Annotated in this window: 24 protein-coding genes and 1 pseudogene; 13 read left to right on the top strand and 12 right to left on the bottom strand. The window is 65.7% G+C overall.

What is annotated here, in order from left to right; translation table 11 throughout:
• Positions 1–341: 341 nt before the first annotated feature.
• Together P2T60_RS17000 and P2T60_RS16995 are read left to right on the top strand one after the other, a co-directional pair.
• Entirely contained in the window at positions 342–773 is a 432-nt protein-coding gene (locus tag P2T60_RS17000) for a universal stress protein (protein WP_276280426.1), read from the top strand.
• 273 nt (positions 774–1,046) lie between these two features.
• Positions 1,047–3,572: an Hvo_1808 family surface protein gene (locus P2T60_RS16995; protein ID WP_276280425.1), complete on the top strand. Its 2,526-nt coding sequence runs from the start codon at positions 1,047–1,049 to the stop codon at positions 3,570–3,572.
• A 298-nt stretch (positions 3,573–3,870) separates the two neighbouring features.
• On the opposite strand, the gene metX is transcribed toward P2T60_RS16995, so the two are convergent.
• The 3 genes from metX to P2T60_RS16980 all read right to left on the bottom strand — a co-directional run bounded on the left by metX (position 3,871) and on the right by P2T60_RS16980 (position 6,705).
• Complete coding sequence (gene metX, locus P2T60_RS16990; RefSeq protein WP_276280424.1) at positions 3,871–5,082, bottom strand: homoserine O-acetyltransferase MetX; 1,212 nt, start codon at positions 5,080–5,082, stop codon at positions 3,871–3,873.
• The gene (locus P2T60_RS16985) at positions 5,079–6,383 is read right to left on the bottom strand and encodes an O-acetylhomoserine aminocarboxypropyltransferase/cysteine synthase family protein (protein WP_276280423.1); all 1,305 of its coding nucleotides are present in this window, start codon (positions 6,381–6,383) and stop codon (positions 5,079–5,081) included. The genes metX and P2T60_RS16985 overlap by 4 nt, the downstream gene beginning before the upstream one ends.
• Positions 6,384–6,492: 109 nt before the next feature.
• Entirely contained in the window at positions 6,493–6,705 is a 213-nt protein-coding gene (locus tag P2T60_RS16980) for a hypothetical protein (protein WP_276280422.1), read from the bottom strand.
• Positions 6,706–6,798: 93 nt separating this feature from the next.
• On the opposite strand from P2T60_RS16980, the gene P2T60_RS16975 reads away from it, so the two are divergent.
• Entirely contained in the window at positions 6,799–7,860 is a 1,062-nt protein-coding gene (locus tag P2T60_RS16975; RefSeq protein WP_276280421.1) for a S66 family peptidase, read from the top strand.
• Positions 7,861–7,989: 129 nt separating this feature from the next.
• Positions 7,990–8,127 carry a hypothetical protein gene (locus P2T60_RS16970; RefSeq protein WP_276280420.1) on the top strand — a complete coding sequence of 46 codons (138 nt, stop codon included), beginning with the start codon at positions 7,990–7,992 and terminating at the stop codon, positions 8,125–8,127.
• 46 nt (positions 8,128–8,173) lie between these two features.
• Here P2T60_RS16970 and P2T60_RS16965 read toward each other — a convergent pair.
• Positions 8,174–8,629, bottom strand: a pseudogene (locus tag P2T60_RS16965) (zinc ribbon domain-containing protein); the annotation flags it as partial.
• A 136-nt stretch (positions 8,630–8,765) separates the two neighbouring features.
• Here P2T60_RS16965 and P2T60_RS16960 point away from each other — a divergent pair.
• A complete protein-coding gene (locus P2T60_RS16960) occupies positions 8,766–9,935 on the top strand; it encodes an MFS transporter (protein ID WP_276280419.1) in 1,170 nt (389 codons plus the stop codon).
• A 201-nt stretch (positions 9,936–10,136) separates the two neighbouring features.
• Here the strand turns inward: P2T60_RS16960 and P2T60_RS16955 are convergent, their stop codons facing one another.
• On the bottom strand, positions 10,137–10,304 hold the full coding sequence (locus P2T60_RS16955; RefSeq protein WP_276280418.1) for a hypothetical protein: 168 nt from the start codon (positions 10,302–10,304) through the stop codon (positions 10,137–10,139).
• 145 nt (positions 10,305–10,449) lie between these two features.
• Positions 10,450–11,619, bottom strand: coding sequence for a pyridoxal-phosphate-dependent aminotransferase family protein (locus P2T60_RS16950; protein WP_276280417.1), 1,170 nt, complete (start codon positions 11,617–11,619; stop codon positions 10,450–10,452).
• 145 nt (positions 11,620–11,764) lie between these two features.
• On the opposite strand from P2T60_RS16950, the gene P2T60_RS16945 reads away from it, so the two are divergent.
• From P2T60_RS16945 to P2T60_RS16935, 3 genes are all read left to right on the top strand, one after another.
• On the top strand, positions 11,765–12,001 hold the full coding sequence (locus tag P2T60_RS16945) for a PRC-barrel domain containing protein (protein WP_276280416.1): 237 nt from the start codon (positions 11,765–11,767) through the stop codon (positions 11,999–12,001).
• A 146-nt stretch (positions 12,002–12,147) separates the two neighbouring features.
• Positions 12,148–12,696 (top strand): hypothetical protein, encoded by a 549-nt coding sequence (locus tag P2T60_RS16940; protein ID WP_276280415.1) that lies wholly within the window; start codon positions 12,148–12,150, stop codon positions 12,694–12,696.
• Positions 12,696–14,132, top strand: coding sequence for a methyl-accepting chemotaxis protein (locus tag P2T60_RS16935; RefSeq protein ID WP_276280414.1), 1,437 nt, complete (start codon positions 12,696–12,698; stop codon positions 14,130–14,132). Before P2T60_RS16940 ends, P2T60_RS16935 begins: the two co-directional genes overlap by 1 nt.
• Positions 14,133–14,144: 12 nt before the next feature.
• On the opposite strand, the gene P2T60_RS16930 is transcribed toward P2T60_RS16935, so the two are convergent.
• Together P2T60_RS16930 and P2T60_RS16925 are read right to left on the bottom strand one after the other, a co-directional pair.
• Positions 14,145–14,618 (bottom strand): hypothetical protein, encoded by a 474-nt coding sequence (locus P2T60_RS16930; protein ID WP_276280413.1) that lies wholly within the window; start codon positions 14,616–14,618, stop codon positions 14,145–14,147.
• The gene (locus tag P2T60_RS16925; RefSeq protein ID WP_276280412.1) at positions 14,615–14,944 is read right to left on the bottom strand and encodes a hypothetical protein; all 330 of its coding nucleotides are present in this window, start codon (positions 14,942–14,944) and stop codon (positions 14,615–14,617) included. The genes P2T60_RS16930 and P2T60_RS16925 overlap by 4 nt, the downstream gene beginning before the upstream one ends.
• Positions 14,945–15,613: 669 nt before the next feature.
• On the opposite strand from P2T60_RS16925, the gene ligA reads away from it, so the two are divergent.
• Complete coding sequence (gene ligA, locus P2T60_RS16920) at positions 15,614–17,689, top strand: NAD-dependent DNA ligase LigA (RefSeq protein WP_276280411.1); 2,076 nt, start codon at positions 15,614–15,616, stop codon at positions 17,687–17,689.
• Here the strand turns inward: ligA and P2T60_RS16915 are convergent.
• The 3 genes from P2T60_RS16915 to P2T60_RS16905 all read right to left on the bottom strand — a co-directional run bounded on the left by P2T60_RS16915 (position 17,686) and on the right by P2T60_RS16905 (position 19,895).
• Positions 17,686–18,570 (bottom strand): ABC transporter permease subunit, encoded by an 885-nt coding sequence (locus tag P2T60_RS16915; protein ID WP_276280410.1) that lies wholly within the window; start codon positions 18,568–18,570, stop codon positions 17,686–17,688. The two genes, ligA and P2T60_RS16915, sit on opposite strands and share 4 nt — an antisense overlap.
• Complete coding sequence (locus tag P2T60_RS16910) at positions 18,567–19,490, bottom strand: ABC transporter ATP-binding protein (RefSeq protein ID WP_276280409.1); 924 nt, start codon at positions 19,488–19,490, stop codon at positions 18,567–18,569. Before P2T60_RS16910 ends, P2T60_RS16915 begins: the two co-directional genes overlap by 4 nt.
• 144 nt (positions 19,491–19,634) lie before the next feature.
• A complete protein-coding gene (locus P2T60_RS16905; RefSeq protein ID WP_276280408.1) occupies positions 19,635–19,895 on the bottom strand; it encodes a DUF7967 family protein in 261 nt (86 codons plus the stop codon).
• Between the two features lie 197 nt (positions 19,896–20,092).
• Between P2T60_RS16905 and P2T60_RS16900 the strand changes: the two genes are divergently transcribed.
• The 3 genes from P2T60_RS16900 to P2T60_RS16890 all read left to right on the top strand — a co-directional run bounded on the left by P2T60_RS16900 (position 20,093) and on the right by P2T60_RS16890 (position 23,290).
• Positions 20,093–20,701: a hypothetical protein gene (locus P2T60_RS16900; RefSeq protein ID WP_276280407.1), complete on the top strand. Its 609-nt coding sequence runs from the start codon at positions 20,093–20,095 to the stop codon at positions 20,699–20,701.
• A gap of 9 nt (positions 20,702–20,710) precedes the next feature.
• Entirely contained in the window at positions 20,711–22,504 is a 1,794-nt protein-coding gene (locus P2T60_RS16895; protein ID WP_276280406.1) for an excinuclease ABC subunit C, read from the top strand.
• 567 nt (positions 22,505–23,071) lie between these two features.
• A complete protein-coding gene (locus P2T60_RS16890) occupies positions 23,072–23,290 on the top strand; it encodes a hypothetical protein (protein ID WP_276280405.1) in 219 nt (72 codons plus the stop codon).
• 23 nt (positions 23,291–23,313) lie between these two features.
• Here the strand turns inward: P2T60_RS16890 and P2T60_RS16885 are convergent, their stop codons facing one another.
• Entirely contained in the window at positions 23,314–23,640 is a 327-nt protein-coding gene (locus tag P2T60_RS16885; protein ID WP_276280404.1) for a hypothetical protein, read from the bottom strand.
• A gap of 67 nt (positions 23,641–23,707) precedes the next feature.
• Between P2T60_RS16885 and P2T60_RS16880 the strand changes: the two genes are divergently transcribed.
• A complete protein-coding gene (locus tag P2T60_RS16880) occupies positions 23,708–24,838 on the top strand; it encodes an SPFH domain-containing protein (protein WP_276280403.1) in 1,131 nt (376 codons plus the stop codon).
• Positions 24,839–24,990: the final 152 nt, after the last annotated feature.

The raw sequence follows: 24,990 nt of genomic DNA, 5'->3' as shown, positions 1-24,990 counted from the left end.
GTTGGGGAGGCGTGTGGCCCGCGGTGGCGGTGCGGTCGCGGTTGCGGTATGATTGGCTCAAGCCTGAAGCTAGCTCCTCTCGTCCTCCACAATTCAAGCCTGAAGCTAGCTCCTCTCATCTTCTACACGGTCTCGTGCGTCGCCCCCGTTTTCCGTACTTCCTCGCGTGTCTCCCCGCCAAACGACGGACGAGAGCAACCCATACAAATGTAAAAGCAATAGAAATAATTCTCAAGCAAATACAAAGAAATGCCAAACCGAAGCAGTCTACCGAACACCTCCCGCGTCCGACACCCGCCGACCCACCGAACTTTAAGAGGCGTCCGACAGTAGCACCTGCCATGATAGATACCGTCGTCATCGCCACGGACGGGTCCGAGAGCGTCACTCGCGCGGTCCGGGTCGCGCTGGACCTCGCCGAGCGGTTCGACGCCGCGGTCCACGCCCTCTACGTCGTGGACACCGGCGAAGTCGATTCCTCGCCCGACGAACTCCGGGACGAACTCCGGGACGCGTTGGAGTCCCAAGGCGAGGACGCGCTCGACGCCGTGCGCGACCACGCCGACCGGGACGTGACGACCGCGGTCCGCGAGGGTCGCCCCGCGGCCGAAATCACCGAGTACGCCCGCGAACGGGACGCCGACATGGTGGCGACCGGGACCCGCGGGCGACACGGCGAGAACCGCTTTCTCATCGGGAGCGTGGCCGAGCGCGTCGTTCGGTCGTGTCCCGTGCCGGTGCTGACGGTTCGCCAGTTGGAGAACGGGGCGTAGCACGGCAAAACTGGTTTTCGACGTTCTCGTGAGTGCAGACCCGTCGGAACCCGTTTCCGACGGCGGACGGGGATTGCGAGACGCGCAGTCGGTCGTGGAGAAGTCGCTGTTTCGCGTCTCGAAACCGGTCCCGAACGTTGGGGCACGTCTTCACCAATCTCCGAACGCGCGGTGCGGAGTTCCCACCACCCGCGGCGCGGATTGAATCCACGTCGCGGCGGCCGAATCCGTCCCGGGAATTGATGCACTCGCTCGCCGTCTCTGCGGGAGAGAATGTCTGGCAAATCGTTCGCGGTACTTCTCGCGGCGCTCGCGGTGGTGGGGTCCGTCGCTGGCGTCGTGGGTGCGGTCGGCGCAGGGATCGGGGGAGAGTCCACGGACGCAACGCAGGCGCGACTCACCGTCGTCTCGTCGTGTACCACCATCACCGAGTCCGGAACCTACATCCTCGGGAGCGACATCGAGAACGCTTCCGACGACGCTTGCATCCGGATTCGGGCGAGCGACGTGGTACTGGACGGCCGCGGCCACGTCGTGGACGGGACGACCGAAGTGGACCCCGAGGAGGCCACAGACCGATTCTTCCGCACCGGGCGACTCCAACCCCGGACGGGCATCGGGGTCTCGGTCGGCGGCGGACTCCCCGTCTCGAACGTCACCGTGCGAGACGTGACCGTGACCGACTGGCGGTGGGGACTGGTCGCCACCGCGGTCCGGGAGAGCGAACTCACCGGCGTTACCGCCGTCGACTCCGCCTTCGGCGTCACGGTACTCCGGTCGCCGACCGTCGAGGTGTCCGACGCCACCGCCTCGGAGAACGCGGTGTTCGGCGTCGGACTCTTGGACGCCAGTCGGAGTCGGGTCGCCGACACCACCGCCGACGGAAACGGCGTCGTGGGCATCTATCTAGCCCGCTCGCAGGCCGCCACCGTCTCGAACGTCACCGCGAGCGACAACGACGTGGCGGGCGTCCTCCTCGACAGGACCCGCGGCGCGTCCGTCCGCGGCGCGTCGGCCGACCGCAACCGGTTCGGCGTCTACCTCTTCGAGACCACCGACAGCGAGGTGACGGGTGCGACCGCAGTACAGAACGACGTGGCGGGCGTCTACGCGGTCAACACCACCGGAACCGCCGTCTCCGAGACCACCGCGACGAACAACAGTCTTGCTGGCGTCCTCTTGCAGGGAGTCGCCGACGGCGCGGTCACGTCCACCAACGCCTCGCGGAGTCGGTACGGCGTCTATCTCTTCCTCTCGGAGAGTACCACCGTCACCGACTCGACTGCGAGCGACGGCGTGATGGGAGTGTACGTCCGGAACACCTCGGGCGGCGCGGTCCTGAACAACACCGTCCTCGGCAACAGTTTCGACGGGGTGTACCTCGAAAACTCGACGGACGTTCGGGTCGCGGACAACCGCGACGGCGCGGTCGTCTTCGAATCGACCGGCAACGAGACCATCGGCGCGGAGGGCGGCTATCGCCACGACGACGCCATCGACGTGAACCAGTCCGACGGTCTCTCGGACGCCGAACTCCGGGCGTACGTCTACCGGGCCATCGCGCGGGCCGAACACCTCCGGCAACTGGAGTATGTCGGGTCGGTGTCGTTCGAGGTGGTGAGCCAAGCGGAACTCGGCCGCCGGAACGAGGCCGAACCCGACCCGACGCGGACCGTCTCGGCGTGGGAGAACCAGCTCTGGGAAGCGACGTTCGTCGTCGGCGAGGGCGAGAACTCGACGCGGGTCGCCCAGAACGAGTCGAGTCGCATCGCGGGGTACTACAACTTCTTCGCCGACAAGATGGTCATCGTCTCGGACGACGACCCGCTGACGGTCAGTAGCACGACACTCGTCCACGAGTTCGTCCACGCGCTACAGGACCAGCACTTCGACCTCAGCGACCGGAGTACCCTCTCGTTGGCCCGGACCGAAGACGGGTCCCGCGCCCGAAGCGGTCTCGTCGAAGGTGACGCCCGGTACGTCGAAGAGCGCTTCGACCGACTCTGCGGCGTCGTCTGGAACTGCGTGCAGGTCGAATCGGAGGAACCCCGCGGCGGCGACATCTCGTCGGCCCGCAACTTCGCCATGCGCCAGATGGTGCTGGCACCCTACTCCGACGGCCCGAACTACGTAGAGACCCTGCGCCAGCAGGGTGACTGGCGGGCTGTCAACGACGACTACGACGACCCGCCCAACACCACCGAGCAGGTTATTCACCCCGAGAAGCGCGACGAACCCCCGGTTCCCATCGACTTCGAGGACGCCGCCCGCGCGGGGTGGCGACCGTTCGACCAGTCGAACCTCTCGTTCAGCGGGAGAAACGGCACCACGACGGTAGGCGAGGTTGGCATCTTCACGATGTTCTGGTATCAGGGCTACGAGTACGGCACCGACATCGTGGACGTGCGCGAACACCTCTACCCGAACGACCCGACCTACGACTGGTTCAACTACACCAGCGTCCCCTCGGAAGGGTGGGGCAACGACGTGCTGGTCCCCTACCGGAAGGCGACCGAGAGCGGGACCGACTTCGGCTACGTCTGGCGGACCGCGTGGGACACCCCGCGGGACGCCCGGCAGTTCCACCGGGCGTATCTGGCGTTGCTCCGCGGACAGGGTGCCGAGCGCGTCGGCCCGAACACGTGGGTCGTGGACTCGGGACCGTTCGCCGACGCCTTCCGCGTCGTCCGAGAGGGCGCGAACGTGACCATCGTGAACGCGCCGACGACCGACGCCCTCGCGGACCTCCGGCCGGGTCTGGCCGAGAGCGAGAACGGGACCGCCGCGAGAGCGGGCTAGTCGGTCCAAGAGTGCCGCGCTCGGCCGAACAGCCGACAAGTCGCACTCGGCCGAACAGCCGACAGGACGTGCCCGGCCGAACAGCCGACAGGGTGGATAAAGGGGCCGCCCGCTCGCGTTCAGTTTAGTCGCCTCAGTGACCCCTATCCGAGACGAGCGAAGCGAGTCGAGGATATGTCACTGAGCGACCGCGAGCGGGCGGGGGCTTTCTGGGCCTTCGTCACTACAGTTCCCGCAGTTGCGGTGCTGAATCGGAGACAGCGGACAGAAGCCGACGACAGCAAAATGACGACGTTCCTCACTTCCCGAACAGACTCGCGTGGACCGGCGCGAACTCCCGTTCGTCGGCGTCACTGACCGCCCGGCCCTCGACGCCCGCCGCGAGGAAGTCCCGGATTGGCGGGCCGACTTCCTCGGGTTCCACGAGGAAGGCGTCGTGGCCGTGGTCGCTCTCCACGACGTGGTTGGCGGTGTCCACGTCCGCCGCCTCGAACGCCGCCGCGAGGCGGTCGGCCTGCTCGACGGTGAAGTGCCAGTCGCCGGTGAAACTCACGACCAGCGCCTCGCCCGAGAACCCCGCGAGGGCGTCGGTGTCAGAGTCGTAGCCCGACGAGAGGTCGTAGTCGTCCATCGCCCGCGTCAGGTAGAGGTAGCTGTTGGCGTCGAATCGCTCGACGAACTTCTCGGCCTGATAGTCGAGGTACGACTCGACTTCGCGGTAGGGGAAGAACTCGCCCGCCGGGTCGTCCGGGGCGAAGGCGTCGGCGAGCATCTCCCGCCCGGCCGACCGGCGGCCGAACTTCCGGTCAATCGACTCCTTCGAGAGGTAGCTGACGTGTCCCAACTGGCGGGCGACCGCCAAGCCCTCGTCCGGTTCTGGGAGGGGGTCCCCGTCGGCGTCGGTTCCGTAGTACCGCCCGCCCTGCCAGTTCTCGTCGGTCGTGATGGCCCGGCGCGCGATGGCTTCGATGGCGAGCATCTGCGGGTCGAGGCGGGCGGCGGTGGCGACCGGGACCACCCTATCGACGCGTTCGGGATACTGCTTGGCCCACTCCAAGACGTTCATGCCGCCGACGCTCCCGCCGACGACGGCGTGGAGCGGACCCACCCCGAGGTGGTCGAGTAGGCGGGCCTGCGCACGGGTCCAGTCGCCGACGGTCACGGCCGGGAAGTCGGTTCCGTAGGGGTCGCCGGTCTCGGGGTCGATGCTCGCGGGGCCTGTCGTCCCGTAGCACGACCCCGGCACGTTCGCGCAGACGACGAAGTACTCGCGGGTGTCGATGGCCTTGCCCGGACCCACCACGTCGCTCCACCACGCCGCGGCCTGTCCGTCGGTCTCGCCTCTGGAGGGGCCGGTGACGTGCGCGCTCCCCGTCAGCGCGTGGCACACCAGAACCGCGTTGTCGCCGTCGTACTCGCCGTAGGTTTCGTAGGCCACGTCGAGGGGAACCGACCGGCCGCACTCGAACTCGAAGCGGCCGAGTTCGGCGGTGTCGCGGGTGCGGTTCATGTGTCGTCCGTCGCCTCCTCGATTGCCTGCTCCACGTCGGCCAGCAGGTCCGCGGGGTCCTCGATGCCGACCGAGACCCGAATCAGGTCGGGCGAGACGCCCGCCGCGCGCTGTTCGTCGGGCGAGAGTTGGGCGTGGGTCGTGCTGGCCGGGTGGATGACCAGCGTCTTGGCGTCCCCGACGTTCGCCAGAAAGCTCGCCAACTCGACGCTCTCGCAGAACGTCTTCCCGGCCTCGAACCCCGATTCGAGACCGAACGCAATCATGCCGCCGTAACCGCCATCGAGGTACTCGCTGGCGTTCTCGTGGGTCTCGTGGCTCTCCAGTCCCGGATACGCCACCCACGCCACCTCGTCGTGGTCGGCGAGGTACTCCGCCAGAATCGCGGCGTTCTCGCAGTGGCGGTCCATCCGGAGCGGGAAGGATTCGAGACCCTGAAGCGTCTGCCACGCGTCGAACGGCGACTGCTGGTTGCCGAGACTTCGGAGCGCCCGCCAGCGCGCAGCGGCCGCCAGCGGCGCGGCGGCGAAGTCCCGCGAGAAGTCGGTGTCGTGGTAGGCCGGGTTGTCGCCAGCGAGTTCGGGATAGCTCTCGGCGTGGGCCTGCCAGTCGAAGCTCCCAGCGTCTACGAGGACGCCGCCGACCGTGGTTCCGCTCCCGTGGAGCCACTTCGTCGTTGACTCCCACACCGCGTCCGCGCCGTGGTCGAGGGGTTTGCAGAGCGCGGGGGTAGCGAAGGTGTTGTCCACGACGAGGGGTGCCCCGATGTCGTGGGCAATATCGGCCACGCGCTCGAAGTCGGGCGTGACCAGCGAGGGGTTTCCGACCGTCTCGACGTGGACGAACGCCGTCGAGTCGTCCACCGCTTGCTCGTACGCCTCGTAGTCCAGCGTGTCCACGAACCGGGGTTCGACCCCGCGCTTGCTCGCGGTGTGGCTGAGGTGGGCGGTGGTCCCGCCGTAGGTGTCGGTCGAACACACCACGTTGTCGCCGTCGCCAGCGAGGACCAGTACCAGCGCGTCGAACGCCGCCATCCCGCTGGCGGTGGCGACTGCGCCCGCGCCGCCCTCCAGCGAGGCGAGTCGCTCTTCGAGCGTGCGGGTCGTCGGGTTGGAGATACGCGAGTAGATGTCGCCCTCGCCGTCGAGGGCGTAGAGGTCCGCGGCGTAGTCGGCGTCCCCGAACTCGTAGGAGGTGGTCTGGTAGATTGGCGGCGCTCGCGCCCCCGTCGCAGGGTCGGCCTCGTGGCCCGCGTGGAGGCTTCGGGTGTCGAAGCGCGGCTGGTCGTCCTCGGAGGTCATGTATCACAAGCATATTTCTACGCGAAGTTATAACCGCCAGTTACGGCAAGGCTTGCGGACGGCGCACCGGGGCGCAGGGGAAGCGTCACCTGCCGAGGTCGTCGCTCGATTAACCGGAGACCGACCGGGCGAGTCCGAGGGCGACGAGCAGGACGAACGCGGCGGCGAGCGCGAGTAGCGCGACCAGACTGAGGTGGACGAGGTTCCCGCCGAAGACGTGGACCACCTGAAGGACGAGCAGAGCGACCAGCAGGTAAGTGATGCGGTCGAGTCGCTTCCCGAGGCGGTCGAGTCCGGTCGGGAGTTCGTCGCTGTCGGCCATGCGCGAGTGCTGGCGGGGTGAGACCCATCAAGGTGTGGGATTCGGTCGCGCACAGTCGTAACCTATAGAAAACGCGACAGCCAATCTCGGGTCATGAGCGAGTTCGTCGTCCCGCCCTCCCTCGAACGCGGGGACGAGGTGGCAATCGTCGCGCCCGGTTCCAACCGAGCGACCGACTACCCGCACGTCTACGACCTCGGACTGGAGCGCCTGCGGGAGGTATTCGACCTCGAACCCGTCGAGTACCCGACCGCGACGAAGGACAGCGACTACCTCTACGACCACCCCGAAGAGCGCGCGCAGGACGTGATGGACGCGTTCGCCGACCCCGACATCTCCGGCGTCGTGACCGTCATCGGGGGCTACGAGCAAGTCCGCATCCTGAAGCATCTCGACCCCGAGGTACTGCGCGAGAACCCGACCAGATTCTACGGTATCAGCGACAACACCAACCTCGCGTGCTACCTCTGGAACCTCGGAATCGTCTCGTTCTACGGCGGGACGGTGATGACCGACCTCGCCATGCAGGGGTCGATGCACGACTACACCGTCGAGTACCTCGAAACGGCGTTCTTCGCCGACGACCTCGACGCGTTCGGCGAGGTTCGCCCGGCCAAGCGGTTCACCGACGATGACTTGGACTGGGACGACCCCGAGAATCTGGACCGCCACCGCGAGATGGAACCCGCGCCGGGGCGGGAGTTTCGCGGGCCGGAGACGACAGTCTCCGGCCGGACGTGGGGCGGGTGTGTGGCCACGCTCGACATGCAGTTGCGGACCGACCGCTACCTCCCGGCCGACGAGGACTTGGACGGGCGAATCCTCCTGCTGGAAACCTCGGAGGAACTCCCCTCGGCGATGGACGTTCGGCAGTTCCTCGTCGGGATGGGCGAACGCGGCCTGCTCGAACGGTTCGCGGGCGTCCTCGTGGGTCGGGCGAAGGCCCGCAACCTCTTCGAGGACCCCGGAACCGAGGGCCGCACCGAGTACCGCGACCGACAGCGAGAGGCGATTGCAGAGGTCGTCGGCGAATACAACCCGGACGCGCCGGTGGTCTTCGACGTGGAGTTCGGTCACACCGCGCCCGCCGTTCCGGTCCCCGTGGGCGGTCGGGTCGAAATTGACCCCGAGCGCGAGCGAATCGCGTTCGAGTAGCTTCTCCGAACTGACGAGCGGTCCGCTCCGGAGCGGTCGGTGACGATTGTATCAATCAAAATACCAGTATATCGTATTTGTGAATTGATGAATAGTTTAATTACTGTCTTCTGTGAATCGTGAGATTCGGTGTCAATCCACAACCAGTTCGACGGTGACGCCGACTCCATCAAGCGAGAGATTCAGACGACCTACGACAGCGGGGGGACCGACACCGAGACCACCGCGGAGATATACTCGATAGTCACGTCGTGCGCCAAACTTTGACATCCTCCGCGCGCTAAAGCGCGAGGATTCCTCCGTTGGGGTTCGGCTACCGACCCACGGAGGCAACTTGCGGGTTTGTGCGCACTTCTTTGGGACTTTCGTGAGGGTGTGATTTCCCCGACCAATCGTGGTCGTCCCACTCGAATCGCACGGGCCGTGCCATCGGCCTGATTTCCGTATCGCTGTTTTCCCGAAGGAACGTCTCTGACGCCGTGAGGTCGGCGTGTCCCTCGAATCCGCATGGACACGTCAGCGTATCTCCGTGGCGAACCGTCTCCTCGTGGTCGCCACACTCGGGACACGTCTGACTCGTCCATGCTTCCGACTCGGCTTCGAGACTGATGCCGTACTCCTCACAGACACACGCGAGACGATGGATGAACTTCTTGAACGCCCAGAAATTGTGCGTCTTCTCGTTCACTCTGACCGACCAGTGCGTTTCCAGTACGTCGGTCAAGTCGCCCACGTACACCGTCGCCACGCCCTCCTCGTACAACCGTTCCTCGAATTTCCCGTAAGGCCCGACCCTCCGTTTTCCGCGCCGCACTCGTTCGGCGACGAAACTTCTTTCACCGATTATAAGACCGAGAGTCCCGCACGTTCGACTGTCCACCGTGACTTCAGTTCGACGCGACCGTTTGGTACTCGCCGCCGTCGTGTTCGCCGTTCTCCTCGCACAGGTGTTGCTCTATCCGGGCGTCACGGACCTCGTGGCCGCCGTCGGCGCGACCACGGCCCTCGACGCGAGCATGTGGTTTCTCGCGGCCGAGTTCGCGGCGTTCGTCGCCTTCGCTGGTCTCTGGGGCGCGCTCAGCGACCGACTCGGCCGACGGGCACCGCTCGTCGTCGCGGGCGCGCTCGGCGGGTCTCTGGGCTACTTCGCGCTCGCGGTTCTGCCCGGCGCGCTCTCGCTGTCGTTCGCGGGCGTGCTGGCGGTTCGGGCGCTTCAGGGCGCGACCACCGTCGGCGCGTTCTCGCTGTCGATGACGATGCTGATGGACTTGGAGGGCGGCCACGGCAAGAACATGGGCGCGGCGGGCATCGCCATCGGTCTCGGAACCGCCGTTGGCGCACCCCTCGGCGGGCGACTCTACGGTCTCGGGCCGTTCGTTCCGCTCTACGCCGCCGGGGGACTGCTGGTCGTCGCCGCGGCGCTGGCCCTCTCGATACCCGACCGCGCGCCCTCCTCGGAGGGCGACCGGGTTCGCCGCGCCGTCGCCACGCTGACCGAGCGTCCGGTCCTCGGACTCCCCTACACCTTCGGGTTCGTGGACCGGTTCACCGCCGGGTTCTTCGCGCTGGTCGGCACCGTCTACTTCCGGGAGGGGTTCGGTCTCGACGCCGCGGCGACCGGCGTGATGCTCGGCCTGTTCTTCGCGCCGTTCGCGCTCCTCCAGTACCCGTTCGGGGTTCTCTCGGACAAAATCGGTCGGACCGCGCCCGTGGTCGCGGGGTCGGCGCTCTACGGGTTCGCCGTCGTCGGCGTCGGACTCTCGCCGACGGTGCCGACGGCGGCGGTGGCGATGGTGGTCGTCGGCGTCGTCGGCGCGGTGATGGCCCCCGCGACGATGGCGCTGGTCTCGGACCTGTCGGCCGACTCGGGCAGAGGGACGGCGATGGCCGGGTTCAACGTCTTCGGGAGCCTCGGGTTTCTGGCGGGCATCGTCGTCGGCGGGACCGTGGCCGACGAGTTCGGCTTTCTCGCGGCGTTCCTGACGGCGGGCGCGCTGGAAATCGCCATCGCGGTGGTGTCGATTCCGACGCTCCTCCGGATGGACCCCGAGGGCGCGAGCGCGTTCGGCGGGTAAGGACGGCGAGTCGGTGGGCCGTCACTCGCTCGTCTCGACCACGTTCGCGCGCTCGACCACGAGGAGTTCGAGCGCGTCGTTCTCGTCGTTCAGTGCGACCGTCGAGTCCGCGGACTCGACGGTCGCACAGTCGTCTATCCACGCCGTCGGGCGCTCTCGTGCGTCGATGCCCCGGTCTCAGCGGAAAGCGACGACCGACCCTCACACGTCGGCGTTGTACAGCGCCGTGACGAACAGGCCGACGACGAGGAACAGGATGAGTCCGGCCGGTCCGAGGCCGAGCAGGTCGGCCGCCTGAAGCACGACGACGCCGACCAACAGGAAGGTGATGCGGTCCAGTCGGGCGGCGAGGTCCTCCGGGTCGGTCATGGCCCGGGGTTCGGAGACCGCGCTGAAAAATGTCCGGACTCGCGCGCCCCGGCGTCGAGCCTTCGGAAAATTGCCGAAGCAACGAAGATTCTGTGTCTAAGACGTATCTACGATTTTCTCGGAACGAGATAGAATCGTCGGACGCCTACCGAAGCACGTCGCGCGCCGCTTCGACGCCCGCCTCGGTGTCTACGTCCTCGCCGGTCTCTTCGAAGGCCTCGCCGATGGTCCGCACGCCGCGGAGAATCTGCTCGGACGAGAGGTTGCCCATGTTGCTCACGCGGAAGATTTCGCCGCCGAGGTGGGCCTGTCCGCCCGAGATGGAGACGCCGCGCGCCTCGATAGCGTCGAAGAAGTCGCCCGGGTTCTCGCGGGTGTGGGCCGGGAGCGACACGCCGGTCAGGGTGTTGGAGTACTCGGTCGCGTCGTTGCGCTCGGCGAACAGTTCCAGTCCCATCGCGGTGAACGCCTCGCGGAACGCCCGCGACTGCTCGCGGTGGCGCTCGATTCGCTCGGGCATGCCCTCCTCGACGATGTTCTCGACGGCGACGGCGAGCGCCCGGAACAGCGGTACGGCGCTCGTGAACGGCGTCTGGTGGGACTCGGCCTTCCGGAGGTGCCAGTCCAAGTCCTCGTAGAACGGCGCGGCGTCGCCGTCGAACGCCTCCTGTGCGGCCTCGGTGGCGTACATCGCCGAGGTGCCCGGCGGCGCGGCCAGACACTTCTGGGCGTCCGTGACCGCCACGTCCACGTTCCAGTCGTCGATTCGGAACTCGTCGCCGCCGATGGAGGTCACGCCGTCCACGACGAAGGTGGCGTCGTGTTCGTCGGCGATTTCGCCGACTTCCTCGACGGGGTTCAGCAGGCCCGTGCTGGTCTCGTTGTGGACCATCGTCACTACGTCGGTGTCGTCGTCCACGGTCTCGGCCACGGCGTCGAGGTCCAGCGACTGGCCCCACGTCGCTTCCACGGAGTCCACCGACGCGTAGCGGTCGGCGATTCGCTTGAATCGCCGACCGAACTTGCCGTTGACGAGGGGGACGACCTTCCCGCCGTCGCCGACGAGATTGGCGACTGCGGCCTCCATCGCCATCGTCGCGGTCCCGTTGAAGACGAGGCTGGTGCCGTCGCTCGCAGTCGTTTCGCCCTCGAGCGTGGACTGGGTGAACACGTAGTCGAGTGCGTCCTGCGCTCGCTCGTAGACGGCCTCGAATTCCGCCGAACGGTGGGAGACCATCGGTTCGTTCATCGCTTGTCGTACGTCACGGGTCACGGGGACCGGTCCGGGGTTCAGGAGGAGAAAGTCCTCGCGCATGGGTACGCTTTGGACCGGATTCGGCTTAAGTACGCGGGGTCTCCGCAATTCCCGCCATCTCCGTCCGGTCGGGCGACCGGCGGCGACTCTCCTGACAGTTCGTGGCCAGAGTACTCATCACGACCATCGGTGTATCACCGTTGCTATGGCACAATTCAGCGAGAGCGACGAGGGCAAACCCGTCGTGATGGGCGACGAGAAGGTCGGGATGGTTTCGGAAGTCGAACACGGGACTGCCTACGTAGACCCGGACCCCGGCATCACCGACAAAATCAAGGCGACGCTCGACTGGGGGGACCGCGGCGAGGACACCTACCCGCTTCAGGAGAACCGGGTCGATGCCATCACCGACGACGAGGTACGACTCCGAAGCGACCTGTAAAAGCGCAGTCGTCGCAACCTCTTTCCCGCGGACAGATTTGTTATATTTTTAACTAAAATTCGTCGTGAGTTATGTCAGCTATCACGTCTGATACTCACATTTAAATATAGGTAAGATATATGTCGCAGCAATGGAGAGTTGTCTTCATGGGTCAATTTGAAGCGTTCGACGAGGGCGTCGAAGTCAACGGACAGACGGTCCGTTCGATGTTAACAGGCGTCGGGGACCTCTCTAGCGTCTTCGAGAAGCGGATGCAGGAGACGCTCGCGGAGAACGGAATCGACGAGCCGGAACCCGACGAGTGGTATCCCCAGCAGGCGTATCTCGACGCGTTCGAGTCGATTGTCGATTCCGTCGGTTCTCGAACCGTCACGAACGTCGGCAAGAAGATTCCCGAGAACGCCGACTGGCCGCCGGGAATCGACTCCGTTGCCGGGGGTCTCGAATCCATCAACGAAGCGTACCAGATGAACCACCGAAACGGCGACATCGGCTACTACGCGTTCGAGAAAGAGGGTGACTCCGAAGGGAAAGTCTTCTGTAAGAATCCGTATCCCTGCGATTTCGACCGAGGCATCGTCACTGCAGTCGTAGAGGAGTTCAGTCCGGAGGACGCACTGGTCGGCGTCGAAGAAGTGAGCGACCAGTGTCGGGCCTCGGGCGGTAACGAGTGTATCTATCAGGTTTCGTGGTAATGAGCCGAAACGACAACTCGCCCGATGCGGGCGACACGACGGAGTTCGAAGGAGAGTTCGTGCCTGCGGAAGTCGAGCGCCCACCGACGCTGGTCTCGGTCTCGGACGACGACGCCGACCGTCTCGAAGCGGTCGATTTCGAGTCCGCGAGCGATGCCGCGGTCGAGGAACTCTACGCGGCCGTGGACGACCCCCAACTGGAAGACGACGACCCTTACACGGTCGCGGAACTCAAGCGGGCACAGAAAGAGCAACTCGCAATGCTCGGTCGCGGCGACACCGACGACGACGAGTTGCTCCGCGACAGAGTTCGCGGCGGCCACCTCGGTCGGATGGCGGACGTGTCGCTAGCCGACCACGTTGGGATGTACGCCTCGCTTCACGAGTCGGCCGCCGACCAACTCGTCTCGCAGGTGGCCGACGAGTTCGGCGGCGACGAGGCGGTCCGGAGCGCCGTCGAAGAGACCGTCACCCGGATGCAGGCGCTGACCCGAGCGACGTTCCGCGACGTGCAACTCGCGGCCGACGCCTACGACGCCGAAGACGCCGACTCGGACGAACCGGACGAGGCCGAAGAGTTGCGGGAAGTCCTCACCGAGGACGTGAAGCCAGCAGTCGACGAGTTGGGCATGGCGACCGCCGACATCTCGGAGAACGCCGACGAGATAAACTCGCTGTCGGCCTCCCAGTCGCGGAACATGCGCGACCTCAACGAGGAAATCGCCGACCTGAGCGCGGCGACCGAGGAAATCGCGGCCAACGCCGAGGAAGTCAACACCGTCAGCGACCGGGCCGAACAACTCGCGGAGGACGGCATCGAACACTCCCGAGAGGCAATCGAGGAGATGCACCGCGTCGAAGACGCCCGTGCGAGCGTCGAGTCGGACTTCGCCGAACTCCGGGACAACGTCGAACGAATCGACGACGTGGTCGCGGTCATCAACGACATCGCCGACCAAACCAACGTGCTAGCACTCAACGCGTCAATCGAAGCGGCGCGCGCCGGTGACGCCGGGTCCGGGTTCGCCGTGGTCGCCGAGGAAGTCAAGGAACTCGCCGAGGAGACCCAGACCCACGCCGACGACATCGAAGAGATGATTGCCGAGATTCAACAGTACACCGACGACACCATCGACAGTCTCGGCACGACGAGCGAACGCGTCGAACTCGGGACCGAACGCGTCGAAGACGCCATGGAGACGCTCCAAGAGGTCGGCGAGGCCATCCAAGAGGTGTCTCACGGCATCGAGGAAGTCGCGGACGCGACCGACCAGCAGGCGGTCAGTTCCGAGGAAGTGGCGACGATGATAGACGAGGCGGCGAGCGACATGGCGGAGGTGTCCAACGGCATGGAGACCATCACGGCCTCGAACGAGGAACTGACGATGCTCATCAGCGGTATCGAGAACGCCGTCAACGCTCAAATCGAGGACTGACCCACTCGGCCGTCAGGCCGTCACTCTTTGTGCGATTCCGTCGAGGTGGTCGAGACCGACGATTGCGACCGTCTCGCCGTCGAGCGACGCGAGGTTGTCGGCCATGCACTCCTCGCGAGTCTCGTCGCGGAGGACCACCGGCTTGGGCGGGTCGAACGCCCGCAGGAGCGACTGGGACCGGCGGGCTTGCGTTCGCTCGTCGCTGGCCTGCACCGCGGGCGGGTCCGACCGGTCGCAGTCGTGTTCCACGGGGTCGTCTACCTCGACGCGGAGCGACGTTCGGTCGGCGACGGCGGCGGCGACCCGGCAGGTCAGCGCGTGGCGCGTCACCGACGCGACGCCGGAGGCGACCCGTCGGAGCGTGGCGACCGACGCGCCGTCGCGCCACCAGTTGCGCGCGAGGCGAGCGAAGAAGTCGCCGGTCGGGGCGTCGATGCCGACGACTTCGGCGTCACAGTCGTCGGCGGCCTGCGCCGCGGCGCTCATCTCGCCGCCGAAGGCGGGCGGGGTCCGGGTGTCGCGGGCGTAGGTCTCGTAGAGGGCACCGCCAGCGGCGGCGCTTCCAGCGCGACGACTTCGGGGTCGCGCTCGCGCACCACCGCGCGAGCGCGGTGGACGCTCGCGGGGTGGTCGTGGACGACGCCGACGAGGGTCACGCCCGCGTCGGGGAGTCGCCGGACGTACTCGTCGTTCATCCGGGGGTCCTCCGGGGAGTCGCCTGCGTGGTCGTCCGGCGATTCGGACTGGTCGTCTGTCGATTCCGGTCGGGAGTGAAGAGGGTCCGAAGGGTCGTTCGAATCCGGGGCGGGCATCGGCTTGGTTGGTGCTTTCACGGACCACTCATAGCCCTTTGGATTCGAAGCCGAGAGCGGAGTCCGGGGACGAAATCCTCGACGGAACACCCACCACGGACGCACTCGGCTAACTTTCTACCACGGACGCGCCCGGCCGACCTTTCACCGCGGGTGGATAAAGGGGCCGCCCGCTCGCGTTTATCGTGGTCGTCTCAGTGACCCCTATTCGAGCGCCGAACGAAGTGAGGCGCGAGAATATGTCACTGAGCGACCGTCTGCGGAGCGAAGCGACGCAGACCTCGGCAGTCGCACGCCCGCGTGGTTCGAGAGCGACGCTCTCGTCATCCCGAAAATCTCCGATTTTCGGCGACAACGCAGTGAGTAGGAACGTCTGCCGGTGGCGAGCGGGCGGGGCTTTCGAGACTGTTGTCTCTCCGACTACGACAACAGAGACCGCAACGACAGCGACGACTACGACAACAGAGACCGCAACGACAGCGATGACAGAGACGACGGAGACCACAGAGACGATAACGACGGAAACGTTGCCAAAAGAAATCTAAAAGTTTCTAAAAGCAATCTATAAAAGTGTTTAACGTAGAAGAAAATACCCGAAAATCACTACGACCGAGAGCCATCACCCGCAAAGACCGGAGTTTTTACGCCGGAACCGACAACTGCCACGCAATGGCTACCGTCAGCGCGGACGAGAACCCCTACGTCGAGGACCCGCCGACCGACTTCGAACCGGTCGAGGAGTTGACCGAGGACGAGGCCGACGAACAGGCCGGTCTGCTCCGGGAGGCGATTCGGTTTCACGACTACCGCTACTACGTCGAGAACGACCCCGTAATCGGCGACCGGACGTACGACGCCCTCTTCACCCGGTTGCAGGACCTCGAAGACGCCTTCGACGTGCGGACCGCCGACAGTCCCACCCGGCGGGTCGGCGGCGAACCGCTGGACGAACTCGGGACGGTCGAACACGTCGCGCCGATGCTCTCCATCGACTCCGGCGGCGAGGCCGAGGACGTGCGGGAGTTCGACGAGCGAATCCGGCGCGAAGTCGGCGAGAGCGTGACCTACGTCTGCGAACCCAAGTTCGACGGTCTGTCGGTCGAAGTCGTCTACGAGGACGGCGAGTACGTCCAAGCCGCGACCCGCGGTGACGGTTACACCGGCGAGGACGTGACCGAGAACGTCCGGACCATCGCCAGCGTGCCCCACCGACTCCGGGGTGACTACCCCGACCGACTGGTTCTCCGGGGCGAGGTCCACATCCCCGAGAGCGCCTTTCAGGACCTCAACCGCGAGCGAGTCGAACGCGGCGAGGACCCCTTCGCCAACCCCCGGAACGCCGCGGCGGGTACCCTCCGCCAACTCGACCCCGCCGTGACCGCCGGGCGACCGCTCGACGTGTTCTTCTTCGACGTGCTGGACTCCACCCACGACTTCGAGACCCACTGGAAGCAACACGAGACTCTACCCGAGTGGGGTCTGAAGGTCAACGACCGGGCCGAGCGCACCGACGACATCGAAGACGCCATCGCGTACCGCAACCGCCTGATGGACGACCGGCCCGACCTCGACTACGAAATCGACGGCGTGGTAATCAAAGTAGACGACTTAGACACCTGCGCCGAACTCGGTACCACCGAGCGACACTATCGGTGGGCGTTCGCCTACAAGTTCCCCGCCCGCTCGGAAGTCACCGAAATCACCGACATCACGGTGCAGGTGGGTCGGACGGGCCGACTCACCCCGGTCGCGCTCCTCGAACCCGTGGATGTGGGCGGCGTCACCGTCTCGCGCGCCAGCCTCCACAACCCCGAGGAAATCGCGGCGATGAACGTCAACGTCGGCGACGAGGTGAGAGTCGAACGCGCGGGCGACGTGATTCCCTACGTCGCCGAGGTGGTCGAGAAACGCGCCGAGGGCCACTACGAGTTCCCCGACCACTGTCCGGTCTGCGACAGTGCGGTCGAGTTCGACGGTCCGATGGCCTACTGTACCGGCGGACTGGCCTGCACCGCCCAACTCCGGCGCGCGGTCGAGTACTACGCCAGCGACGACGGTCTGGACATCGAAGGACTCGGCGGCGAGCGAGTCGACCAACTCATCGACGCCGGACTAATCGAGGAGAGTCTCGCCGACCTCTACCGAATCGAGACGGAGGACCTGACCTCCCTCGAAGGGTGGGGAGAGACCAGCGCCGAGAACCTCCGCCGAGAACTCGACGCCTCCGAAAACCCGCCGCTCCGGGAGTTCCTCTCGGCCATCGGCATCCCGAAGGTCGGCCCGGCGACCGCCGCCGACCTCGCCCGCGAGTTCGGGGACCTCGATAGCATCCGAGACGCCACCCGCGAGCGACTGGAGTCGGTCGAGGGCATCGGCCCGAAGGTCGCCGACCAAATCGCGGAGTTCTTCGGGTCCGACCGGAACGAGGAGGTCATCGACGACTTACTCGACGCAATCGGCCCGCTGGAGACCCCCGACGAGGACGAGACCGGCGACGAACTCGCGGGTCTGACCTTCGTGTTCACGGGGTCGCTTTCCGGCTACACCCGGAGCGAGGCCCAGAAACGGGTCGAGGACCGCGGCGCGAACGCCACGAGTAGCGTCTCCGGGAACACCGATTTCCTCGTCGCGGGCGATAGCCCCGGCCAGACGAAACTCGACGCGGCCGAGGAGAACGACGTGCCGGTGTTGGACGGGCGGGAAGCGTTCGAGAAGAAACTCCGCGAGAAGGGCGTCGAGGTTTAGAGGTCGGCGTCTCGGAACGCCAGATAGCCCAGTGCCACCGGGACGAACAACCACAGCAGGAACTGGGCCAGCACAACCCAGTCCGAGAGATAGAACGGCACGTCACCGATTTGCTGGGTGACGAGTTGCTGTTGCATCCGATTGACGCCGTAGAGTCGCGCGCCCAGAACGCTGTCGGTGTAGAGGCGGGTGACGAGGCTCTCGTAGGCCCGGACCGGGTTGAAGTACTTGACGAACAGGCCGTACTTCACGAGCGTGATGTTCTCCCAGCCGAGACCGAGTTTGTCGTTGACCACGAGCAGACCGCGCCGGACCTGCGTCCAGAGCATCGTGAGGACGACGTAGAGGCTGACCGTGCCGAGCATCGCCCGGCGATTCGTGGACGCCGCCGCCGAGATGCCGACCGCGAGGTTGACGAACACGACGCCCAACAGGAGCGTCAGCGCCACGAACGCCAGATACTTCAGCGGTCCCACGTCGATGCCGTAGATGGCGAGGACCACCGCCGCCAGAAGCATGGCGACGAGTATCGGGAGCGCGAGGACGGTACTCCGTCCGGTGGCTTTCCCGGCCACCACGTCCTGTCGGGAGTGGGGAAGCGAAAGCAGAAGCTTCAGCGACCCCGACTCGCGCTCGCCGATGATGGAACTGTAGGCGACCACGATGGCGACGATGGGGACCACCAGCGCGACGACGCGGTTGCCGAGCGTCGGCACGAACACCTCCGAGGTGAGTGGCTGGTTCCCGCTCGACTGGAGGCCCGACCCGATGAGGTAGGCGCTCCCGACGAACAGGCCGAAGAAGATGGCCGACAGGCCCCAGAGCCACTTCGAGCGCACGGCGTCCCGGAAGTCCTTCCGGGCGATGGCCTGCCACGTCATGCTGTCACCTCCTGTTCGTCGGTGGTGTAGGCCATGAACAGGTCCTCCAGCGAGGCTTCCTCGGTCTCGAAGTCCTGCACGTCGACGCCAGCGTCTTCGAGGGTCGTGAGAACCGTCGTCTTCACGTCGCTCTCGCAGGAGACCGTCAGCGCGTCGCCGGAGCGTTCGACCTCAGACACGCCGTCTATCGCGCGAACGTCGGCAACCGCCTGCTCGGACACGTCGTCGGCCACGATGTCGAGTACCGTGTCCGCGCTGGTCGTCTCGCGCAGGCCCTCGATGGAGTCTTCGGCGACGAGTTGGCCGTCGCGCATGATGCCCACGCGGTCACAGACGGCTTCGACCTGTCCGAGGATGTGGCTGGAGAAGAAGACGGTCGCGCCGCGTTCGGCCTCCTCGCGCACGATGTCACGCATCTGGCGGGCACCCTGCGGGTCCAGACCGGTCGAAGGTTCGTCCAGCACCAACAGGTCGGGGTCGCCGACCAGCGCCATCCCGAGGACGAGGCGCTGGGCCATCCCCTTCGAGTAGCCACCGGCCTTCCGGTCGCCGTCTTCGGCCGAGAGACCGACGCGCTCCAAGATGGCGTCGGGGTCGTCGTCGGCCTCTTTCGACTCGATGGCGAATTCGAGGTGCTGTCTGCCGGTCAGTCGGTCGTACACCGAGAACCCCTCGGGGAGGACGCCGAGGTGGTCCCGGACTGTGACGCTCTCGTCGTGAGTGTCGTGTCCGAGAACTCGGACCGTTCCTTCGGTCGGGCGCACGAAGTCCAACAGCATGTTGATAGTCGTGGACTTGCCCGCACCGTTCGGGCCGAGGAAGCCGAATACCTCGCCTTCCTCGACTTCGAAGGAGAGGTCGCGGACGGCGACTACGTCGCCGTACCGCTTCGTCACTCCGTCTATTTCGATGGCGGCCATAGTCGCGCCTTTTGCGCTCCCCTACGTAAACCCTTGTCTTATCGTGTCGGCCGACGGACCGAAACGATGGCTATCGGACGTGGTTGTATCGTTGTTAAAGCACGAAAATCGTTTTCGAGACGATTGTCCGCCGGTCTCTGTCCGTCACACTGCCTCGTCCGGGTCGTGTTGGTCGGCCATCCGAGTCGCCTCGCTCGCGTATCGCTCGCGGGTCTCGTCGTCGTCCACGGCGTCGAGCGAGTCGGGGTCGGCATCGACGGCCGCGGTCACGTCTACGTGGTTGAGCATGTTCATCGACCGCTGTTTCTGGAGGTATCGCTCGCCGTCGGTCGTCGCGTACACCAGCGAGACGAGTCCCTTGTCCGTGTACGTTCGCTCCACGAGCCAGAGTCGCTCGTCGTCCATGTCGGTGCCTCTCGCGGGAGCGAGTTGAATCCACCGGGTCCGTTCCTCTTCGCTCGCTGATACCGCCAGTAGCGTTAAGACAGAAAACGGCGTAGCAGTCTGTGAATGATGGACCACGGGTGGCAGGACCAGAGGGGACTCCGAGTAGGAGGTATCGGCCGCAACTACCTTCCCTCTCGCCCGGCGACGGCATGACGATGAGTCAGTCCCCGCTGTCTCAGGCGACAGACGACCGCCTCTCCGAGATGCTGTTTCAAGGCGAAGAAGTCGAAGAGGAGTTCACGGTCGAGGGCGCGCGCGTCGCGGTCACGACCCACCGAGTTCTCGTGTTCACCCCCGACGGCGACGGGCGGCGCTTCGACCACGCCGACCGGCCGAACGTCCTCGACGCGAACGTCGAGACCACCGGACAGGGGTCGTACGTCGAGTGGGGCGTCAAAACCGGCGTCTACGGCGCGGTCATGCTCGGTGGTGGCGTCCTCTTGAAGACCAGCGGCATCCTCGACCGACTCGGCACCGTGAACGCGCCCGAGGACGCACCGGGGTCCGGTATCGCCCAACTCGTCTCCCTCCTCCCGAAGGCTCTCGGCACGGTCACGGCCGGTCTCCTCGTCGGCGGCGGCTTGCTGGTGTTCGCCGCCGTCGCGCTGACCGCGCTCTACTTCACCTCCCGCGAGCGCGAACTCGTCATCGAACGCGCCGGACGCGACCCGATGCGGGTTCCGGTCCGCGACGACGACGCCGAAGACGTGGCCCGACGGCTTCGGACCGCGGTAGGAACAAGTTCAAAGCCGCGTAGCGACTAGCCGGGGTCGATGGACGGGGAGGCGGTCCGCGAGCGCGCGGCGGAGCTACCGCGCCAGCCCGGAGTGTACCAGTTTCAGGACGGCGAGACGGTCGTCTACGTCGGCAAGGCCGTGGACCTCCGGGACCGCGTGCGCTCGTACGCCGACCCGCGCGGCGAGCGCATCCGGCGGATGGTCCGGCGGGCCGACCGCATCGACTTCTCGGTCACGGACACCGAGACACAAGCCCTCCTGCTGGAGGCCAATCTCATCAAGCGGTTTCAGCCCCGGTACAACGTCCGCCTGAAGGACGACAAGTCGTATCCACTCGTGCAGTTGACCGACCACGAGTTCCCCCGCATCGAGATTACCCGCGACCCCGACCCGGAGGCCCGCGCCCGGCGCGACGGCGGCAGTTCGATTTCCGGTCCGCGAGTCTTCGGTCCCTTCACGGAGAAGACGAGGGTCGAGACGGTGGTGAAGGCCCTGCGGGAGACCTACGGGGTCCGGGGGTGTTCGGACCACAAGTTCGCCAACCGCGACCGGCCCTGCCTCGACTACGACATCGGTCTCTGCACTGCGCCCTGTACCGCCGAAATCGACCGCGAATCGTACGTCGCCGACGTGGAGTCGGTGGTCCGGTTCTTCGAAGGCGAGACCGGCGTGCTGGCCGACCCGCTCCGACGGGAGATGGAAGACGCCGCCTCGAACAGGGAGTTCGAGCGCGCGGCCAACCTCCGGGACAAACTCGACGCGGTGGAAGGCTTCCACGGCGGCGCGGGCGAGGCAGTCGCTAGTCGGGACGACGAGCGCACGGTAGACGTGCTGGGGGTCGCGCTCGAAGGCGACTCGGCCACCGTCGCGCGCCTCCACAGCGAATCGGGCCAACTCGTCGCCCGCGAGCGCCACGCCGTGACGATTCCCGAGGGAGACACCGAGACCGACCGCGATACGCCCGCGGGAGCGGTCCTCTCGGCGTTCGTCGCCCAGTACTACGCCGAGCGCGACCTGCCCGACGCGCTCCTGTTCTCGGACCGCCCGGACGACGCCGAGGTCCTCGACTGGTTGGAGGCCGAGGGCGTGGCCGCCCGCGTCCCCGGCGCTGGCCGAGAGGCGACGTTGGTGGACCTCGCACTGAAGAACGCCCGGCGCGGCGCGAGCGAACCCGACGCGCTGGCGGCGCTCCGAGACGCCCTCAATCTCGACCGCGTTCCCCGGCGCATCGAGGGTTTCGACGTGAGTCACGCCCAAGGCAAGCACGCCGTCGGAAGCGACGTAGTGTTCGCCGACGGGTCGGCCGACAAGTCGGGCTACCGCCGGAAGAAACTCGCAGACGAGAACGACGACTACGCCAACATGTACGACCTCGCCAACTGGCGGGCTTCTCGCGCGGTCGAAGGCCGGGACGACCGGCCCGACCCCGATTTGCTGCTCATCGACGGCGGCAGGGGCCAACTCGCGGCGGCGCGCGAGGCCCTCGCGGACGCCGGGTGGGACGTTCCCGCCGTCGCCCTCGCTAAGGACGAGGAAATCGTCGTCACGCCCGCCGGAACCTACGACTGGCCGAACGACGCCGACCATCTCCACGTCCTCCAACGCGTCCGCGACGAGGCCCACCGCTTCGCGGTCCAGTACCACCAGACGCTCCGCGACGAGGTTTCGACCGAACTCGACAACGTTCCGGGTGTGGGACCGAAGACCCGAAGGGCGCTCCTCCGGCGGTTCGGAAGCGTCGAGGGGATTCGGTCGGCGTCGGCCGCGGAGTTGCGGGAAGTCGAGGGCGTGGGTGAGAAGACCGCCGAGACTATCGGGACGCGGTTGTAATCGCGGGTTACAGGTGTTTCTAGTCGTAAGATTTCATCTCCGCATTAGGCTTCTCAGCTTCCGCTAATCCCCACCGTCTTCTATACACCCACCACGGAGTTATATGCATTCTCCACAGACAACCACAGATTTATCTACTACGACCACTGTACACATGACGATGTTCGAGCACGGTCAAGACGGGGACGAAAAACAGGCACGTGTCCCTGAGGGCGTCTTAAAGGGCACAGAAGACGTTGCCGAAGGCCGGACTCTGAGCGACGAAGCTCTCGACTTCTAACGTAGTCGTTCCACAGTATTTTAGTCAATCACTCGAATAGCTGTCGGCGAGTACGTGTGCGTACGGTAAGTCTGTCTGACGAAGAGAACTACGCTATCCTTGCCGAGCAATTTGGCGAGGGAATATCGTCGCTGGGGACTACGGACCAGCGACGGGTAGTCAAATGACTCCACACCGTTCTAGATAGTGATAATCCACAGTATTACATCTACGAAACCGTCGAAGGTTGTGACGAACTGGAGGTCATTCGAGAGGGTGATTCACTTCGGATTTACTGTCGGCTCGTGATGGGTATTCCGCAGAACGACAAACGGTACAACGTCCTCTTCGCGTTCTACGTCGATAATCACGACTACGAGTCCGAAACGCTATCTACTCTCGACCAAGCCGCCGAGCAGTGGTTAGAAGAGATTACCGAACTCTCCGCCGTTACGAACGTTGACGCGTATCTCCGGAAGCACGATGCGAAGACGCCGGAGTTTTTCGCCGACCGACTCGACCGATAGCTTCGGCGATGTCGATAGTACCCCTACTCCGCGCTCAGATGCTCGCGCGTCCGCCCCGAGTACCCGACGACTAACGCGACCCCGAGCAGAATCGCCAGTCCGACCACCAGCGCGCCCTGCAACGCCGCGACGACGAGCATCCCGACCGCACCGACGGTTGCGACTTTGTAGCGACCCGCCCAGATTCCGCGCGCGGCGGTCAGCGCGAACGAGAGCGTCAGCAGGTAGACCAGCAGTCCGCTCTCGGAGAAGTCGCCGACGAACAGGAGGACGTACCCCCCGATGACGACGAGGACGGCGACCACCGCCACCGAGAATCCTTTCGCCACCGCGGTTCGCGTGCTTGCCATATCTCCAGTTGTCCGGCCAGCGGCATAAATCTCAAGCGTTAAGCCGCCATAGCATCGTACGACCAACATGAACAACCCCTTCTACGAACTCGGGCGACTCTCCGCCGGTCGCAGTCTCTCGCGGGTGCTGGCGGGCGTCGTCACGGTTCTCGCTCTCCTGTTCGTTCTGCCCTTCTTGGACCCCGTAGCGGTCGCCGGACTGCTCGCGTTCGGTCTCGTCGTCGCGGTTCTCGCCAGCGCCGTCGAAATCGTCGGTCCCTACGAGAAGCGCGCGCTGACGGTGTTCGGCGAGTACCGGAAACTGCTCGGTCCCGGCCTGAACGTCATCCCGCCGCTCGTGAGCGAGACGCACACCTTCGACATGCGGACCCAGACGCTTGACGTGCCCGAACAGGAGGCCATCACCGAGGACAACTCGCCCGTGACCGCCGACGCAGTTATTTACATCCGGGTGATGGACGCCGAGAAAGCGTATCTGGAGGTCGAGAACTACGAGAAGGCGGTTTCGGACCTCGCCCAGACCACGCTCCGGGCGGTGGTGGGCGACATGGAACTCGACGAGACGCTCCGCCAGCAAAAGGAGATAAACTCCCGCATCCACGAGGCACTCGACAGGCCGACCGACGACTGGGGCGTCCGCGTGGAAGCCGTCGAGGTCCAGTCGGTGATGCCCACGCCGACCGTCGTGAGCGCGATGGAACAGCAGACCGCCGCCGAGCGCCGCCGTCGCGCGATGATTTTGGAAGCGCAAGGCGAACGCCGGAGCGCCATCGAGAAGGCCCAAGGCGAGAAGGCGTCGAACGTCATCCGGGCGCAGGGCGAGAAACGGAGCCAGATTCTGGAAGCCCAAGGTGACTCGGTTTCGACCGTCTTGCGCGCCAAATCCGCCGAGTCGATGGGCGAACGCGCGGTCATCGACAAGGGGATGGAGACCCTCGACGCCATCGGACAGGGCGACTCGACCAGTTTCGTCCTGCCCCAAGAACTCACCTCGTTGGTCGGGCGCTACGGCAAGCACCTCACCGGGAGCGACGTGGCCCGAGACGGCGAATCGCTGGAGAGTCTCGACTTCGACGCCGAGACGGAGGAACTGCTCGGACTGGACGACGTAGACGAGATGCTCGCGGAGTTGGACGGGACGGACGCCGAGGAAGTCGGCGAGCGACCGGCGAACGCGCCCGAACCGAACGCCGAGTGAGTTCCGGCGGCCCCGAAGTCGCGGTTCGGGCGTGAGGTCGGGGACGTGTCTCGATAGGTCCGTGAGCGGACGGACTACGCGGGCTAAGCAACGGTTTTTACGTCTTTTAGCAATATTTTTGATTGTTAGAGAATTATAAATCCATCTTCACT

This window comes from Halorussus caseinilyticus (assembly GCF_029338395.1).
In the GTDB taxonomy this organism is placed as follows: domain Archaea; phylum Halobacteriota; class Halobacteria; order Halobacteriales; family Haladaptataceae; genus Halorussus; species Halorussus caseinilyticus.
The sequence above is the reverse complement of the archived record's forward strand: the minus strand, read 5'-3'. Positions and strand labels throughout refer to the sequence as shown.

Coding starts and splice junctions, on each gene's coding strand:
- P2T60_RS16980 (WP_276280422.1), bottom strand. CDS start 6,705: ATGGCCGACAGCGACGAACTCCCGACCGGACTCGACCGCCTCGGGAAG.
- P2T60_RS16900 (WP_276280407.1), top strand. CDS start 20,093: ATGAGTCAGTCCCCGCTGTCTCAGGCGACAGACGACCGCCTCTCCGAG.
- P2T60_RS16935 (WP_276280414.1), top strand. CDS start 12,696: ATGAGCCGAAACGACAACTCGCCCGATGCGGGCGACACGACGGAGTTC.
- P2T60_RS16995 (WP_276280425.1), top strand. CDS start 1,047: ATGTCTGGCAAATCGTTCGCGGTACTTCTCGCGGCGCTCGCGGTGGTG.
- P2T60_RS16890 (WP_276280405.1), top strand. CDS start 23,072: ATGGGTATTCCGCAGAACGACAAACGGTACAACGTCCTCTTCGCGTTC.
- P2T60_RS16945 (WP_276280416.1), top strand. CDS start 11,765: ATGGCACAATTCAGCGAGAGCGACGAGGGCAAACCCGTCGTGATGGGC.
- P2T60_RS16925 (WP_276280412.1), bottom strand. CDS start 14,944: ATGCCCGCCCCGGATTCGAACGACCCTTCGGACCCTCTTCACTCCCGA.
- P2T60_RS16950 (WP_276280417.1), bottom strand. CDS start 11,619: ATGCGCGAGGACTTTCTCCTCCTGAACCCCGGACCGGTCCCCGTGACC.
- P2T60_RS16955 (WP_276280418.1), bottom strand. CDS start 10,304: ATGACCGACCCGGAGGACCTCGCCGCCCGACTGGACCGCATCACCTTC.
- P2T60_RS16895 (WP_276280406.1), top strand. CDS start 20,711: ATGGACGGGGAGGCGGTCCGCGAGCGCGCGGCGGAGCTACCGCGCCAG.
- ligA (WP_276280411.1), top strand. CDS start 15,614: ATGGCTACCGTCAGCGCGGACGAGAACCCCTACGTCGAGGACCCGCCG.
- P2T60_RS16930 (WP_276280413.1), bottom strand. CDS start 14,618: ATGAGCGCCGCGGCGCAGGCCGCCGACGACTGTGACGCCGAAGTCGTC.
- P2T60_RS16915 (WP_276280410.1), bottom strand. CDS start 18,570: ATGACGTGGCAGGCCATCGCCCGGAAGGACTTCCGGGACGCCGTGCGC.
- P2T60_RS16940 (WP_276280415.1), top strand. CDS start 12,148: ATGGGTCAATTTGAAGCGTTCGACGAGGGCGTCGAAGTCAACGGACAG.
- P2T60_RS16910 (WP_276280409.1), bottom strand. CDS start 19,490: ATGGCCGCCATCGAAATAGACGGAGTGACGAAGCGGTACGGCGACGTA.
- P2T60_RS16985 (WP_276280423.1), bottom strand. CDS start 6,383: ATGACCTCCGAGGACGACCAGCCGCGCTTCGACACCCGAAGCCTCCAC.
- P2T60_RS16880 (WP_276280403.1), top strand. CDS start 23,708: ATGAACAACCCCTTCTACGAACTCGGGCGACTCTCCGCCGGTCGCAGT.
- metX (WP_276280424.1), bottom strand. CDS start 5,082: ATGAACCGCACCCGCGACACCGCCGAACTCGGCCGCTTCGAGTTCGAG.
- P2T60_RS16905 (WP_276280408.1), bottom strand. CDS start 19,895: ATGGACGACGAGCGACTCTGGCTCGTGGAGCGAACGTACACGGACAAG.
- P2T60_RS16975 (WP_276280421.1), top strand. CDS start 6,799: ATGAGCGAGTTCGTCGTCCCGCCCTCCCTCGAACGCGGGGACGAGGTG.
- P2T60_RS17000 (WP_276280426.1), top strand. CDS start 342: ATGATAGATACCGTCGTCATCGCCACGGACGGGTCCGAGAGCGTCACT.
- P2T60_RS16885 (WP_276280404.1), bottom strand. CDS start 23,640: ATGGCAAGCACGCGAACCGCGGTGGCGAAAGGATTCTCGGTGGCGGTG.